Source organism: Clostridium sp. LIBA-8553 (genome assembly GCF_057782465.1).
Window position 1 is genome coordinate 730,593 of record NZ_CM173489.1, and the last position, 16,414, is coordinate 747,006.

Consider the following 16,414-nt stretch of genomic DNA (forward strand, 5'->3'; position numbering starts at 1 on the left):
ATACTAGCGGATAATATTTTTGGGTGATAAATAAAATGCAAAAACAATTAGAATTTCTAAAAGAAAAATTAAAAGATAGCTTTGATGTTAAATACAGGGAGGTGGATACTGCTTTAGGACCAGCCACAATTGTTTTTATGGATGTTTTGTGTTCTACTCAATTTATTAGTGAATACATAGTAAAACCATTAACCTTAGTAAAAGATGGCATAAATAATGAGTATGATATTATGACTAAGGTTATAGATATAAACATAACAAACTGGTCTAAGGATAAAAATGATACATTACTTCATGTCTTGTCCGGAGATGTAGTAATAATATTTAAAAATTATGATAAGGTAATATATTGTGAAACAAAGGGATACACGAGAAGAAGTGTTGGAATTCCAATAACAGAGGCAGTAATAAAAGGACCAAGAGAAGGATTTAATGAAGCCTTTGTTGATAACGTTACTTTATTGAGAAGAAGAATAAAAAATCATAATTTGAAATTTGAGCCTTTATATGTTGGAGAAGATACTCAAACTGTGGTATGTATATCTTATATAAAAAATAAGGCTCCAAAAGAGTTAGTCGATGAAATAAGAGAAAAGATAAAAAACTTAGATTATAATTTTATATTGGATACAAACTATATTGAAGCTAAGATTAGAGAAGATAGGACTTTATTTGATACAGTTGGATATACAGAAAAAGCAGATGAGGTTGCGGCAAAGTTACTAGAAGGAAGAGTAGCCATAATAGTAGATGGTACACCTTTTGTTCTTACTGTACCATTCTTTTTTATAGAAAACTTTCAAACACCAGATGATTATTATCTAAATAGGTATTTTACTAGTTTTACTAGAATTTTAAGATGGATAGCCTTTTTTATTGCTATGTTTTTACCTGGAATTTATGTTGCATTAGTTACGCATCATTTTTCTATATTGCCTAGTTTATTTGTTTTTAGATTGGCTGTTGCTAGAGCAGGAGTTCCATTTCCTATAGTAGCAGAAGTCATAATAATGATGTTATTATTTCAAATAATAAAAGAAGCAGGATTAAGATTACCTCAACCTATAGGAACTTCCATGAGCTTAGTTTCAGGATTGATTTTAGGAGAGGCTGCTGTAGGAGCAGGTATTGCTTCAAGAATAACAATTGTGGTTGTTGCATTAGGCGCAGTCTGTTATTTCTTAATTCCAAAGCTTTATGGTGCGGTTTCTGTATGGAGTATAGGAATAGTAGTTGTAGCTGCACTTTTTGGAATTCCAGGTGTTGTCTTAATAAGCATTGTATTATTATCCCATTTAGCACATTTAAGAAGTTGCAGGTATCAATACTTATTCCCTCTAGGAACCTTAAATAGTTATAAGTTTAAGGATATTATTACTAGAGGAAAATTAGATAAAATATCAAAAGATATAGTTAGCAAGGATGGTAAAAATGAACCTAAAGAAAGTTATAGCTAGTTTACTAAGCATAATAATTATGTCAACTATGTTTATTGGTTGCTATAATTATAAAGATATAAATAAGGTTACCTTTGTAACAAGTATTGTATTTGATGAAAATGAAATAGGAAATATAGATATATATTTAGATTGTGTAAAACCTTATAGAAGTTCAAATGAAAGTTCAGATAAGGGTAGAAGAGTTCTATATAAAGGTTCTGGAAAAACAGTTTTAGAAGCTATGAAAGAGATAAATATGTATTCTAGTAGTAAGTTGGATTTTACTCAATGTAAGGGATATATATTTACAGAAAAAGCAGCTAAAAATGGTATAAGAAAGTACATAGATATTATAAATAAGAATCAAGAATTTATGATTAGACCATATATGTTTGTCTTATTTGGTTCTCCAGAAGAGCTTTTAAATGATGTTACTGTAGATGAAGAGTATTTAGGAGTTTTTATTGATGAGTTAGTTCAAAAATCAAATAGAAGTTCTAGAGTTATAGCTATTGATGCTAATGATTATTTAGAAACTAGAACTAATTACGGAAATTTAATGGTTTTAGGTGCTTTAAGTATAAGAGATGATATGAAGGAGAAAAGATTAGAATTAAGTGGAGGTGCTTTGCTAAAAAATGAGGTTTTAGTAAGACGAATAACTGCTGAAGAAGGAATGAGCTATAACATTTTGATAGGAGAATTAAAAGATGGAACTTTAGAAGTTATGAATCCACAAGATCCAAATACATTTGTAACATTAGAGATATCTAATGCTCGTACCAAAACATCTTTAAGTTATGATGGAGAAAATATAGTTCTACATAAAGATGTAAAAGTTAAATGTTCAATTGGTGAATCACAGTCAAGACTTATCGTTAATGAGAAGGTAATAAATATCTTAGAGTTAGAAGAGGCAGCCACAATAAAACAATATTTAGAAATTCTGTTTGATAATTTTAAAGAAAGTGGAATAGATATTGTTAATGTTGGAAACTTATTCTACAGAAAATATCCTGATGAAGTTTTATTAAAAGACCCTATAACTATCACTAATATAGAGGTTAATGTTAATGTTGAAATTGATGGAACAACAATTACTGGAAATACACTCTAAAATATAAGGAATTAAAATGAACCCATGGAATATAATATTCTATGGGTTTTAAATTTATGTTATATTTTATTTAAAGCATTAGGTCGTAAATAGAGCTTATTAAAAAAGAGGGTTATTATGGATAAAAATAAGTTGAGAAATTTGATAAAGAAAAATGAATATGAGAAGTTAGACTTTAAGCTGAAAATAGAGCTTTTCACAGAGAGCACCAAAAGGGAGTTAGCTAAGGATATATGCGCCATAGCAAATTCTAGAGGGGGGAGAGGCTATATAATAATTGGGGTTGAAGATAAAACAAAAAGGATTGTTGGAGTTGAGGCTGATTATATTTCAGAGGAAAGAGTTCAACAAGTAGTAGCATCAAGAATTGAACCACCAGTTCCTGTTAGTTTAGAGGAGTGTTTTTTAGAGGGGAAAAGGTTATTAGTAATAGTAATTTTTAATAGCTATCAAAAGCCATATCAAATTAGAGAAAATGGAGCTTTTTATATAAGAAGGGGATCTACTACTGATATTATGAGAAAACAAGAGCTTCTTTCTGAATTTCAAAAGGGAATAAACTTTAATTTAGAGACCTGTCCAATTGTTAATAGCAATATAGAATTTTTAAATGAAGAACTTGTAAATAGGTATTTTTACTTAAAGGGTATTAAGATTTCAAAGGAAAATAGAGAATTTTTATTAAGTAGTAGTAATATAATTTATAAAAATAGTATTTCTGGAAAATCAACGTGTACATTAGGAGGATTATTAGTATTTTCTGATGTAAATAATCTATATGTGCCACATAATATGATAAAGATAAGAAGTTCATTAGGTAACGGACAAACTTTTATAATAAGAGGAAATATTTTAGATATGATGAAGAATGCTGAGAAAAAAATAAGAGAGATAGTACCTAATGAATATCCTGTGTCTCTAATAGTTGATACTATAAGGAATATTATAATTTATAGAGATTATTCTCAATATAATAAGATAATTGAGGTTGTACTAGGAAATAAGGACTTAACCATATACTGCCCAGGTGAAATTGTAAAAAGATATAAAGATGGTCGTTTAGGATATGTAAAAAGGAATATGTGGATATATGAAAAAATAATAAGTTTAGATAGTAGAGATGGGGAAATGAGCTACAATTTAGGAGGAAAAGAAATAAAAGAGAGCTTTACTAACAATGTAAAGGTTATAGAGATTAATGAAGAAAATATAACTAAGTTTATATTTAATAAATATAGCACAATAGGTTAATAATTTCAGAAAACTCTGAATATTATATATAAAGGAAGTTTTTACCTGATTAAAATTATTATTAAGGGGTGGTAAAGATGATTCAATTATTCTTTAACCAGAGAGGTGCTGGAAAAAGCAAAAATTTAGTTAAGCTAGCTAATGAGGAGATTGAAAGATCAAAAGGAAGTATTATATTTATTGATAATGATAATAAAAGAATGCTTCAATTAAATAAAAAGGTTAGACTTATACCTATGAACAATTACTGTATAAATAGCTATGATCAATTTTATGGTTTTTTGCAAGGAATAGTTTCTAGAGATTATGATGTTGAAAGTATATATATTGATAGCATAGCGAATATTTTAGAGGATATAGAATTAGAAGAATTAGAAAGTTATTTAGAGAAAATAGAACTTATGAGTAGAGAATTAAATGTAAACGTATTTGTAACTGTTCATGGTGATATAGAAAGAATATCTGAAAATATAAAAAAATATGTGGCGTAAAGTTTAGCTAGTTTAGAAAATAATTGGTTTATATAGATTATTGTAGTATTTATTAAATATTTAATACTATAAGTAGAATAAGAACTATAATTGAAAATTATAGTTCTTATTTTTTTTATAAATCAATTGAGAATTACTATAATAAAGGATATACTATATACTATATGATATGCTAAATATAGCACCAGCAAGTGAGCTGGATGAAAATTTTTTGGAGGGATAAACAAATGGCTAATGTATTAGATACGTTAATGGAACGTGGGTACATAAAACAGTTTACTCATGAAGCTGAAACAAGAGAACTTTTAGAAAAGGAAAAAGTTACTTTTTATATAGGATTTGACCCAACAGCTGACAGTTTACATGTAGGACACTTCATAGCAATGATGTTCATGGCTCATATGCAAAAAGCCGGTCATAGACCAATAGCTTTAATTGGTGGTGGTACAGCTAAAATTGGAGATCCAAGTGGTAAAACTGACATGAGAAAAATGATGACTAACGAGACTATAGCACATAATGTCGCTTGTATTAAAAAGCAAATGGAGAAATTTATAGATTTTTCAGATGACAAAGCTATACTTGTTAATAATGCTGACTGGTTATTAAACCAAAACTATGTTGAATTTTTAAGAGAGGTTGGAGTTCATTTCTCAGTTAATAGAATGCTTGCAGCAGAGTGCTTTAAGCAGAGACTTGAAAGAGGACTTTCATTCTTAGAATTTAACTATATGTTAATGCAAGGATACGATTTCTACGTTTTAAATAAAGAGTACAACTGTAAAATGGAGCTAGGTGGAGATGACCAATGGTCAAACATGATAGCTGGTGTTGAACTAGTAAGAAAGAAATCACAAGAAAGTGCATATGCTATGACTTGTACATTATTAACTAACTCAGAAGGACAAAAAATGGGTAAAACAGTTAATGGTGCATTATGGTTAGATCCAGAAAAAACTTCTCCTTATGAGTTCTACCAATATTGGAGAAATGTTAATGATGCAGATGTTGAAAAATGCTTAAAATTATTAACATTTGTTCCAATGGATGAGGTAAGAAGACTTTCAAGTTTAGAAGGAGCTCAAATAAACGAAGCTAAGAAAGTTCTAGCTTTTGAAGTAACTAAGCTTATACATGGTGAAGAAGAAGCCACAAAAGCTCAACAAGCTGCTGAAGCTTTATTCGGACAAGGTGGAGATATGAGTAATGTTCCAACTTATGAAATAGGAAGAGATAAGTTAGGAAGTGAACTTTTAGATATTTTAGTTGAAGCTGAAATAGTTCCATCAAAAGCTGAAGGAAAGAGACTTGTTAAGCAAGGTGGATTATCATTAAACGGAGAAAAAGTTGCTGATTTCAAAAAGACATTAGAAGAAGCTGACTTTGAAAATGGTGAAGCTTTAATTAAAAGAGGTAAGAAAAACTACAATAAAATAGTTTTAGCATAATACTTTTTTAGAGGAGTGTATTAGAATATATTAGCTAAGCGTTATTAAAGCAAGTATATTCTATGTACACTCTTTTTTATTTTAGATAATGTTTAGCAAGTACTGATTTTTAAAATAATAATCTATAGAAGACGGTAGATTTATGAGAGGATTGATTTACTTAATTGCTATATTATATTACTTTGAAACTTGTATATATAATTGATAAAAGTGTATAATAAATTACTGACAAAATATAGATTAGTTTAGATACTTTATTTTAGTGTGTTAAAGAAAATATTTTCTTTAATAATTACATATAAGACTAAATAGAATATGAAAGGTGATGAAATATGGCGTTATATGCTATCTCAGATTTGCATTTAGCACTTAATACAGATAAACCAATGGATATCTTTGGTGAGAAGTGGCGTAATCATCATGAGAAGATAAAAGAAAATTGGGAAAATAAAATTACTGAGGAAGATACCGTTTTAATAGCAGGTGACATTTCTTGGTCAATGAAGGCTGATGAAAGTAAGGATGATTTAGACTGGATAGATTCACTTCCAGGCAAAAAAATAATAATTAAAGGAAATCATGATTATTGGTGGGGAAGTATTTCAAAGTTAAATAAAATGTATGAAAATACAAAATTTATACAAAATAATTTTTTTACATATAAAGATTGGGCTATATGTGGAAGTAGAGGATGGATTTGTGAGGGGTCTGATAAATTCACTCAAAAAGATAAAAAGATTTTTGATAGAGAACAAATAAGATTAAGATTATCCTTAGAGGAAGCTAAAAAGGCAGGATATGAAAATATAATATGTATGATACATTATCCTCCTACAAATGAAAAATTTGAAGATTCAGCTTTTATGGAGATATTTAAAGAGTTTAGCGTAGATAAGGTTATATATGGACATCTTCATGGTATGGCTCTTAAGGGCAAGATATTAAATGAAGAGAGAGATGGCATAGAGTATAAGCTTACAAGTTGTGATTTTATAGATTTTGATCCTATAAAAATATTAGATTAGAAACTTAATTTTTTTATTAATTAGCAAAACTTATCCAGCGATAATTTATGGATTTTATATAAATTAAAACTTCGAAATATTTAGTTTTAATACTTTTTTTGGTATAATGAGCGAGGAGAGTTAAATAATCTCTCTAAGAGAGTTAGGAAATAGGTGGTTCTATGGCTATACAAAATTGGAAAGACTTTTTAACTCCTTATGATCAAGCGGTAAGTGAATTAAAGGTAAAGTTAAGAAGTATTAGAAAAGAATTTAGAAGAAAAAATGAGTATTCTCCAATAGAATTTGTAACTGGAAGAGTAAAGGAAGTATCTAGTATATTAGAGAAGGCAAATAAGTATAATATTCCTGTAGATAGAATCCAATATGAAATGGAGGATATTGCAGGTATAAGAATAATGTGCCAGTTTGTTGATGATATAGATACTGTTGTCAATATTATAAGGAATAGAAGAGATATGCAGGTTCTTTATGAAAAGGACTATGTTAGTAATGTAAAACCAAGTGGTTATAGAAGCTATCATGTGGTTATAAGATATCCTATAAATATGGCAGAAGGGCAAAAGGATATACTTGCTGAGTTTCAAATAAGGACTTTAGCTATGAATTTCTGGGCTACAATCGAACATTCTTTAAACTACAAATACAAAAAGAATCTGCCAAAAGATATACAGTTAAAGTTAAAGCGTGCAGCAGATGCAGCGTTTACTTTAGATGAAGAAATGCTTGAAATAAAAGATGAGATAAAGGATGCTCAAACTTTGTTTGAGGTTAAATCAGATATTATAACAAATATAATGAATAGTATTTTAACCCTTATTTCAATAGGAAAAGTAGCAGAAGCTTCTAGATATCAAATAAGCTTAAATAAACTTATTGAAGAGGGAGAAGTTTGGGAGCTTAATAAATTATTACAAGCTGTTCAAAGGGATATAGATAAGTATAATATTTAAATTAAAATAATTTAAAATACCTCCTTAGCTTTAAGGTGGTATTTTTCTGTATAGAGGGTCTTTATATTTAATAATAATTATTATATAATAAAATATATTAAAATGTTGTAAGTATTGAGATTTTATTAAGATAGATAAAATAAACTTGAGGATGTGTGTTTATGAATACTATGGATAATTTAGAATTAAAAAAGGTTAAGGAAAATCCTTTATATATAAAAGAGATAGAAAATCCTTCTGAAGAGATTCAATTAGAAGCTGTTAAGAAGAATCCATTTACAATTCAATATATTGAAAATCAATGTGAAAAATGCAAAGAGGAAGCTATAAGAAGAAATCCAACTACTATAGAATATGTAAAAGAACCATCAGAGGAATTATGTATATTAGCAGTTAAATCTTTATGGAATGCTTTAAAACTTATTAGTAATCCATCAGAAAAAGTAATAGAAGAATCTGTAAAAACAAAAGGATGGGCTATACAGTTTGTAAAAAATCCTTCAGAAAAGTTACAGCAAATAGCTGTTTCAAGGGATTATGATGCTATAAAATATATTGAGAATCCTTCATCAGAAGTACAACTTATAGCAGTTAAAAATCATTGGTCAGCAATTAAATTTATAAAAAATCCTACTTTAGAGGCTATGAGAGCTGCTGTTAAAGAGGATGCAGAGGCAATAAATTTCTTGCCTAATTATACTTATGAAGATTTAGAGACATTTATAGGAGATAATATAAATGTTGTTAAATATCTTTATGAAAGTATAGATATTGATATGGTTGTTGAAATTCTTATGAAAAAAGTTGCTGAAGAAGATTTAGATGAAAAATATCTTTTAGATTTTATAGATTTAGAAGTTTTAGAAATGAATAAGGTAGAATTTATTAAAGAGTATGGAAGTAAAAGAGCAAAAATAATATTAGTAGATAGTATGTTATCTATTTAAAAATCAACATCAGTTTAAAATATAGCTAAAATAAAAAAGTTAAAAGGGAATTAATAGGAAGTTTTGAAAAGTGTATTAGAATTTTTAACGAGGTTAGAAGTTAAGTTTTTACGGATAGATTAGGAGAAAGAAGGGACGACTAAGGTGGATTTTAAAGAAGCATTAAGTACAGTTAATTTAGTTCTTATGACAGGAGAGGTACCTCTTTTAATTGGAGAAAGTGGTATAGGTAAAACTTCTTTAGCAAAAGAGCTTAGTAAAGTAAATAATTATCATTTAGTTACTATAGATGGGAATCTTCTTAAGGAAGGAGAGATTGGTGGACTTCCAATTGTTGAGAAGAAAGAGGCTGTATTTCAAGGAGAAATAGTAAAAAGAAGTGTAACAAGATATGCTACACATGTTAAACTTATGGAAATAGATGATTATATTGAAAAAGGAAAGAAGGTTCTTTTATTTATTGATGAATTAAATAGATGTGAGCATGCAGTTCAGCAAGAGCTTATGAACCTTATATTAAATAGAGAAATAAATGGATATAAATTAAATGAAGATGTGTACATATTAGCAGCTATGAACCCATCAAACAAATATGATAATTACGAAGATAGTGATTATCAAGTTGTTGAGATGGATCCAGCTCAAGAAGATAGATTTGTTTGGATTGATATTAGCTCAAATCTTAAAGAATGGATGAGTTGGGCTATGGGTGAAGGAAATATACATGAGCATATAATAGAGTTTTTATCAACATTTCCAGAATATTTCCACACACCTAATTCTTTAGAGACTATAAAGGCTACTCCAAGAAGCTGGGAAAGGGTTTCTAAGGCTTATAGAGTTTATTTAGCAAATAAGAAGAGTTTCTCTAAGGAAATACTTTATAGTGCTTTAAAAGGAAATGTAGGCTCAACTATAGCACAAGAGTTCATATCATATATAAGTAATCTTAATAAGCCTATTATTTCAAATGAAGAAATATTTGAAAGTGATGTTTTAGGTTTTAATGTTAGAGAAAGAATAATGAGTGAAAATCACTCAAGAATGTATATTATAGCTAAGAGTGCTTTATATTATCTTGAAGGATTAAAAGAATATAATAAAGAATTAGAAGTATTCTCTGATTTATTATCTTGTTATCCAAAAGATTTAAGACTTGGAATAATGAAAGAAATAAAAAGTGACCATTTAAAAACTTTATACGATAAATTATTAAATGAGGATAAGTTCTTAGAAGCATTCTTTGAGATATATAGCTAGGTGGTGAAATCTTATGGATTTTGAAAGAACTAGAAGAAAGCTTCTTAACATAGCTATAGAAGCTGAGGAGGAAAATAAACCCTTAACAGAAGATTTTAAAAGAGAATTTTGGGAGCTAATAGAAAAGGTGATAATATCTCTTTACGACAAAGAAAACTCATTTTTTGGTCAATTCTTAATCCATGTTAAAAGGGAAATAAGAATAGATATAAAATGGCCTATAGCTACTAAGCCTGAGATGGGACACTTTACAATGGCGTTTAACCCAAGAATAATATTAGAATGTGATTTAAAAGAGGTTCAGGCACTTTTAAAGCATGAGGTTTATCACATAATGATGTCTCATTATGCTAGAGAAAAGGCTTTAAGTAGAAAATACTCAAAATTAGCTGTTAGTATAGCTATGGATATAGCTATAAATCAATATATAAAGAATTTACCTCCATATAGTAAGAGGCTAGATTATGTAAATCTAGAATATAATATAGATTTAAAACCAGATATGCCTATGGAAAAATATGCTGAAGAGATTCAAAAAGCTATAGAGAAAAGAAAAAAATATAGCATTATTGATAAGGATGGAGAATCAGGAGATTTAGTAGATCAAGAAGGATCTCATGACGTATGGGAAGAGGTATCAGTAAGTTTAGACAGTCTAGAGGGAACAACTAAAAAGACTGCCATAAATGCTTATAAGGGAAAGGCTCCTAAGGATTTAGAAAAAATAATTCTATTAATGAAGGAGAAGCCTGAAATCAAATGGAGTGAATTTTTAAAAAATATACTACCTACAACTAGAGGGAGTTATAGAAAAACAATAACTAGAAAAGATAGACGTCTTCCAGAAAGGTTAGATTTAAGGGGAAAATTACCTAATTCCATTCCAAAAATATTAATAGCCATAGATGTTTCAGCTTCAATTTATGATAAAGAATTTGAGAACATAATAATCGAAGTTTTGGGGATTGTTAAAAACAAAAGTGCTGAAATAAAAATTATTGAATGTGATGATGAAATAAGAAGAGTTTATGATTTAAAAGGAATAAAGGATATAAAACCAAGAAGTAAGAAAAATGGTTCAACTAAATTTTCCCCTGTTTTTAGATATATAAAAGAAAATAATATGAGAAATCATATACTTGTATATTTTACAGATGGAGTTGGAGAGAAAGATTTAGAGGTTAAACCTATAAATTATAGAACTCTTTGGGTTTTAACAGGTAAGGAAGAATTAAGTCTTAATAGAGCTTTTGGAACTGTTAAACATTTAGAAAAAGAAAAAGGTGAAAAATATACAATTATGGACGGATTACAAGAAATGAAGGATAATCTACATGATTGGGCGAGATAAATAAAATATAGCACATATTGATTTAATTGGAAATCGATATGTGCTATATTAGTTTTTAGATGAGTAAATAATTATATTAGCTATGATTTTATAAAATAAGGTTTAGTTAATTAAAATTTTATTTTAATTATATTAGATATCTTTATCTAATTATACAATGATTATTAAATTTTTATATAAAAGTTTATTGGAGTTAAGTAATTGTTGGTCGTATAGATTTACAAAGGAGGAATTTGGTGAAAGAAAATATTAAAAATGTACTTTGGGTATTATTAATAGTTTTAGTGGTTTCTTTAATGGTTATAGCTTTCAAAATATTAATATTTAGAGAAAATGCTATAACTAATATAAAAGTAAATGATAATAAAATAACTTTTGACTGTAAAACTAAAAGGGAAGATAAAAAATATTTAACTGTAGAAGGTGAAAAAAATAGGCCTATAAGTGAAGTAAGAGGGTTAAAACTCTTTTTAAATAATAATTTAATAGTTTTTGGGGACAAGATATATGAAAAGAACTTAAGGTATTATATTTCAATAGATGATATGGTGGAAGACGGAATAGTACATTCAGAGGAGAATAAAATATTAAGCAAAAAAAATAATGATTATATAGATTTAGATAAAAAAGAAATTTTAAAAGGAAATGAAATTTTAGAGCTTAGAGGAGAAGTTTTAGAGATAAATAATAAAAAATACATATCTATAAATGATTTTAAAGAGCTTCTTAATTTAAGAGATGATTGGTATGAAAATAAAAATTCAATATACTTTTTTGAAGGAGAAAATCCTAATATAGATTCAAGTTATAAAGTTGAGAATGGAAAGGCTGCTGTAATAAGAATGGAGGATGTAGCTGCAGGTGGTGTGTTTTCTCAAGATAACAACATGGAAAAAATGAAATATTTAGGAGATTATTTTAAGGTTAATGATATAGTTTTTCATATAGCATGGATACCTAGATATATAAATCCTAAAGAAGGTATTGATAATGATCTTCTTAAAAATAATAACTTTGAGAATGTACACTTTATAAATATGTTAGATCATTTAATAAATAGAGGAGCAGTAATAGGACTTCACGGATATACCCATCAACATAATAAAGAAATTAGTGGAATTGGAGTGGACTTAAAGTGGAATGTTAATAATAGAAATAGTGATGTTTTAAATGTTGTAGAGTCATCTTTAAGAACAGCTAATACATTAAATATACCAATAGGCTTCTTTGAGAGTCCTCATTATAAAGCCGATAGAAGTCAACAAAAAATAATAGAAGAATATTTTCCTATTATGTTTGAACCTTATTCAGGTTATTGGAACTTAAATCCATTAATTAGTCTTAGTAATAAATCAACATTATATGTACCAGCTCCTTTAGGATATGTAAAAGATAATGGAGAAGCTGTAGCAAGAAGAATTAAAACTTGGGGAGATGATATTTTTACAGGATTTTTTATACATCCATATAAATTTTTAGGAAGTATAAAAGATAAAAATGATACTGTAAATAATGATCAAATTTATAGTTTTGATAAAGATTCAATGATACTAAAAATAATATCTGCATTAAAAGAAAGAGGTTGTAAGACTATAACTGTAGATGAACTTAACAGTCAGGTTAAATAATTAAAGCTTCTTTGTTCAATAAATAGAATTTCATTGAATAAAGAAGCTTTAATTTTAAATTATGGATTAAATAAAACTTGTTAGTGATTATATATTATTTAGATGATTGTACACGCTTACACAAAGAGGTATACTAAATTTATATACATATTTTACAGGAGGGGAAGAGATGGAAAGAGTATTAGAAATACTAAAAGATAAGTCATTAACATATCACCAACAAATTAAAAACTTAGCTGCTTATGCAGAAAATACAATTGAGGTTTTAAAAGTTGATGAAGAAACAAAAAAACTAATAGATGAGGGTTGCATATGTACGCTTTTTGAGGGAAATGCACCGTTTAGACCTAGATATATAATTCCAGATTATTCTTTATTAATGGAAAAAGGATGTGAGTTTTTAAAACTTTCAGCTCCAGAAGATATATGGGAGGCTACAAATAATCTATTGATTTTTTATAAGCATGTGCCTTCAATAACTACATTTCCAGTTTATCTTGGAAATTTAGACGAGCTTTTGGAACCATTTATAGAAGATGAAAAAGAAGCTAAAAAAGCTATTAAGCTATTTTTACAGCATATAGATAGAACACTAACCGATTCTTTTGTACATGCTAATATAGGGCCAAGAGAGACTGTAGCAGGAAGATTAATACTAGAGTCTATGGATGAACTTCAATGTGCAGTTCCAAACTTAACTATGAAGTATGATGTGGAAAATACTCCGGAAGATTTTATAAATCTTTGTGCTAAGGTTGCTTTAAGCACAGCTAAGCCAAGTTTTGCTAATCATAAAATGGATGTAAAAAGCTTCGGAACAGATAGATATGCTATAGCAAGTTGTTATAATGGATTTCATATTGGTGGGGGTGGATATACCCTTGTAAGAATAAAATTAAATGAGGTAGCTAAAAAGGCTAGTTCAGTAGAGGACTTTTTAGATAATGTATTACCTTATGTAAGTACTAAAATGATTCAGTATATTGATGAGAGAATAAGATTTTTAGTTGAGGAAACTCAGTTCTTTACTTCTAATTTCTTAGTAAAAGAAGGATTTATTCAGAAAAAATTATTTACAGGAATGTTTGGGGTAGTAGGATTAGCAGAGGCTGTAAATAGCTTGCTAGGAGCAAAGAAACAAAGTGATAGATTTGGATATTCAGAAAAGGCTAATAAGCTTGGATTAAGAATAATAGAAAAATTAAATAAAATAGTATCACAGCATGAAGCAAAGCATGTAAATTGTTTTGGAGGACACTATGTTCTTCATGCACAAGTAGGAATAGATTTAGATCAAAAGGTATCACCAGGATGTAGAATACCAGTTGGAGAAGAACCAGAATTATTTAATCATATAATGCAATCAGCACCATTTCATAAGTATTTTTGCAATGGAATAGGAGATATATTTGTATTTGAAGATACTTATAATAAACATCCTGAAGCTTTAGTTGATATTATAAAGGGCGCATTTAGTTCAGGAATAAGATATATGTCTGTTTATGGTAGTGGAGCTGATGTAATAAGAGTTACAGGATATTTAGCAAAACGTTCAGAGGTTGAAAAGCTTGAAAGAGGAGAGGCTGTTCTTAATAATACTGATGTCTTTGCTATGGGAGCTAAGAATAATTGTCATGCCTTTGAAAGAAAACTTAGAAAGTAAGTGATATTATGGCTTTAGTAAATAAAATAATTCCTTTTTCTTGTGTTGATGGACCAGGAAATAGAATGGTTATATTTTTTCAAGGATGTAATTTTCAATGTTTATATTGCCACAATCCTGAGACTATAAATAAATGTATATCTTGTGGAAAATGTGTTGAAAATTGTGAAGTAGGTGCCTTATCAATTAGTGATGGAAAAGTTATTTGGGATGAGGAAGAATGTATTTCTTGTGATAAATGTATAAAGCTATGTGAACATATGTCTTCTCCTAAAACTAAGAAATATTCAGTGGAAGAACTTGTAAAAAAGATAGAGAAGGACAGTTTTTTTATAAGAGGAATAACTGTTAGTGGTGGAGAATGCACTTTAAACTCTGAATTTTTAATAAAGCTTTTTAGAGAAGTTAAAAAGCTTGGATTGACTTGCTTTGTTGATACTAATGGTAATACTGAACTAGATGAAGAACTTATAAATCTTACAGATAAGTTTATGCTTGATGTTAAGTCAATTGATGAAAAAGAAAATATTTGGCTAACTAAATCATCAAATAAATTAGTTTTAGAAAATTTAAAAAGAATATTAGAGTTAGACAAGATGTATGAAGTTAGAACTGTTATATCCCCAGGACTAAATAGCGAAAAAACAGTGGATGAAGTTTCTAAAATCATTGGTGATAAATGTAGATATAAACTTATAAAATATAGACCCTTTGGAGTTAGAGAAGAGGGGATAGAAGTTCATGGTATGACAAGTCCAAGAGATAGTTATATGAATGAATTAAAAGAAAAATCTATATCAAATGGATGTATTGACACAATAATAACTTAATATTTTATGTATTAGAATTAGATAATAATTTAATAAGAAATAAATATTTAAATATTAGAGAATAGAAAAGAATTTATGAAAGCTTTAAAAATATATAGCTATATAAGTAAAAAGATAAAAGCAATTAATTTGCTTTTATCTTTTTTAGTTAAGCTTTATAAATTTTAATAAAAAAATATTGCAATATTATTTTATGAGAATATTATTTTTACTCCTTTTTCTCTTAATTTTTCAAGTTCAGACTTATCATCTTCAATTTCATTTGTGATTACATAATTAACTTTGGAGATATCCCCACTAGAAAAATTATGATGTATCCCTATTTTTGAGTTATCTGCTAAGACGAAAGTTGGGCCATTACAATTTTCAAGCATCTTCATATTTACTGTGGTTTCCTGGAGAACAGATGTACTGATTCCTGTATTAGCATTTATACCACTGACTCCTATAAAACATTTAGTTGCAGTTATTTTAGAAATTATTTGAGTAGCTATATCACCAACCATAGATTGCTTTCTTCCATATACTTCACCGCCTGTAAGTATTATCTCTACATTAGGTGATAAATTCATACCTAAGATTTTGCCGTTGTTTGTAATTACCATAACTCTTTTATCTTCTATATATTCTAAGAGTTTTATTGCAGTTGAACTAGAGTTTATAAATATACTATCTCCATCCTCTATAAATTCAGCAGCTTTTTTAGCTATAGAATCTTTAATTTTTTCTCTTTCAATATTGCTATGATTGAAATAAGGATCTTCACTCAAAGCTCCTTCAATAAGTTCAGCACCACCATATTTTCTTCTTATAACACCTTCTTTTTCTAAGTTTTGAAAATCTCTTCTTATTGTTATATTAGATGTTTTTAATAAAGTAGCTAATTCTTCTGTTTTAGCAAATTTATTTTCTTTTAAATATTTTAATATTGCCTGTTGTCTTTTAAAAACAAAGCCTTTTGCGTTTTTCATTATAAATGCCTCCTAACCAATATTGTTTGGTATTATTTTC

The 16,414-nt window shown here is 28.1% G+C and carries 14 protein-coding genes; 13 read left to right on the forward strand and 1 reads right to left on the reverse strand.

Annotation, left to right across the window (positions count from 1 at the left end; all coding sequences use genetic code 11):
• Nucleotides 1-35 precede the first annotated feature (35 nt).
• The 13 genes from AC2JAQ_RS03060 to AC2JAQ_RS03120 all read left to right on the forward strand — a co-directional run bounded on the left by AC2JAQ_RS03060 (nt 36) and on the right by AC2JAQ_RS03120 (nt 15,403).
• Entirely contained in the window at nt 36-1,457 is a 1,422-nt protein-coding gene (locus AC2JAQ_RS03060; protein WP_488457849.1) for a spore germination protein, read from the forward strand.
• Nucleotides 1,432-2,556, forward strand: a complete 1,125-nt coding sequence (locus AC2JAQ_RS03065) for a Ger(x)C family spore germination protein (protein WP_488457850.1) — start codon at nt 1,432-1,434, stop codon at nt 2,554-2,556. The genes AC2JAQ_RS03060 and AC2JAQ_RS03065 overlap by 26 nt, the downstream gene beginning before the upstream one ends.
• A gap of 117 nt (nt 2,557-2,673) precedes the next feature.
• Entirely contained in the window at nt 2,674-3,807 is a 1,134-nt protein-coding gene (locus AC2JAQ_RS03070) for an AlbA family DNA-binding domain-containing protein (protein WP_488457851.1), read from the forward strand.
• A gap of 77 nt (nt 3,808-3,884) precedes the next feature.
• Nucleotides 3,885-4,298 carry a hypothetical protein gene (locus AC2JAQ_RS03075; protein ID WP_488457852.1) on the forward strand — a complete coding sequence of 138 codons (414 nt, stop codon included), beginning with the start codon at nt 3,885-3,887 and terminating at the stop codon, nt 4,296-4,298.
• A 227-nt stretch (nt 4,299-4,525) separates the two neighbouring features.
• Entirely contained in the window at nt 4,526-5,746 is a 1,221-nt protein-coding gene (gene tyrS, locus AC2JAQ_RS03080) for a tyrosine--tRNA ligase (protein WP_488457853.1), read from the forward strand.
• Nucleotides 5,747-6,078: 332 nt separating this feature from the next.
• Nucleotides 6,079-6,771, forward strand: coding sequence for a metallophosphoesterase (locus AC2JAQ_RS03085; protein WP_488457854.1), 693 nt, complete (start codon nt 6,079-6,081; stop codon nt 6,769-6,771).
• Nucleotides 6,772-6,932: 161 nt separating this feature from the next.
• Nucleotides 6,933-7,724, forward strand: a complete 792-nt coding sequence (gene yjbM, locus AC2JAQ_RS03090; protein WP_488457855.1) for a GTP diphosphokinase — start codon at nt 6,933-6,935, stop codon at nt 7,722-7,724.
• Between the two features lie 161 nt (nt 7,725-7,885).
• Complete coding sequence (locus AC2JAQ_RS03095) at nt 7,886-8,671, forward strand: DUF4116 domain-containing protein (RefSeq protein ID WP_488457856.1); 786 nt, start codon at nt 7,886-7,888, stop codon at nt 8,669-8,671.
• 144 nt (nt 8,672-8,815) lie between these two features.
• A complete protein-coding gene (locus AC2JAQ_RS03100; RefSeq protein ID WP_488457857.1) occupies nt 8,816-9,931 on the forward strand; it encodes an AAA family ATPase in 1,116 nt (371 codons plus the stop codon).
• 13 nt (nt 9,932-9,944) lie between these two features.
• A complete protein-coding gene (locus AC2JAQ_RS03105; RefSeq protein ID WP_488457858.1) occupies nt 9,945-11,282 on the forward strand; it encodes a vWA domain-containing protein in 1,338 nt (445 codons plus the stop codon).
• Nucleotides 11,283-11,518: 236 nt separating this feature from the next.
• Complete coding sequence (locus tag AC2JAQ_RS03110) at nt 11,519-12,910, forward strand: polysaccharide deacetylase family protein (RefSeq protein ID WP_488457859.1); 1,392 nt, start codon at nt 11,519-11,521, stop codon at nt 12,908-12,910.
• Nucleotides 12,911-13,079: 169 nt separating this feature from the next.
• Entirely contained in the window at nt 13,080-14,573 is a 1,494-nt protein-coding gene (locus tag AC2JAQ_RS03115; protein WP_488457860.1) for a YjjI family glycine radical enzyme, read from the forward strand.
• An 8-nt stretch (nt 14,574-14,581) separates the two neighbouring features.
• Entirely contained in the window at nt 14,582-15,403 is an 822-nt protein-coding gene (locus tag AC2JAQ_RS03120; protein WP_488457861.1) for a YjjW family glycine radical enzyme activase, read from the forward strand.
• Between the two features lie 191 nt (nt 15,404-15,594).
• On the opposite strand, the gene AC2JAQ_RS03125 is transcribed toward AC2JAQ_RS03120, so the two are convergent.
• Complete coding sequence (locus AC2JAQ_RS03125; protein WP_003461699.1) at nt 15,595-16,374, reverse strand: DeoR/GlpR family DNA-binding transcription regulator; 780 nt, start codon at nt 16,372-16,374, stop codon at nt 15,595-15,597.
• Nucleotides 16,375-16,414: the final 40 nt, after the last annotated feature.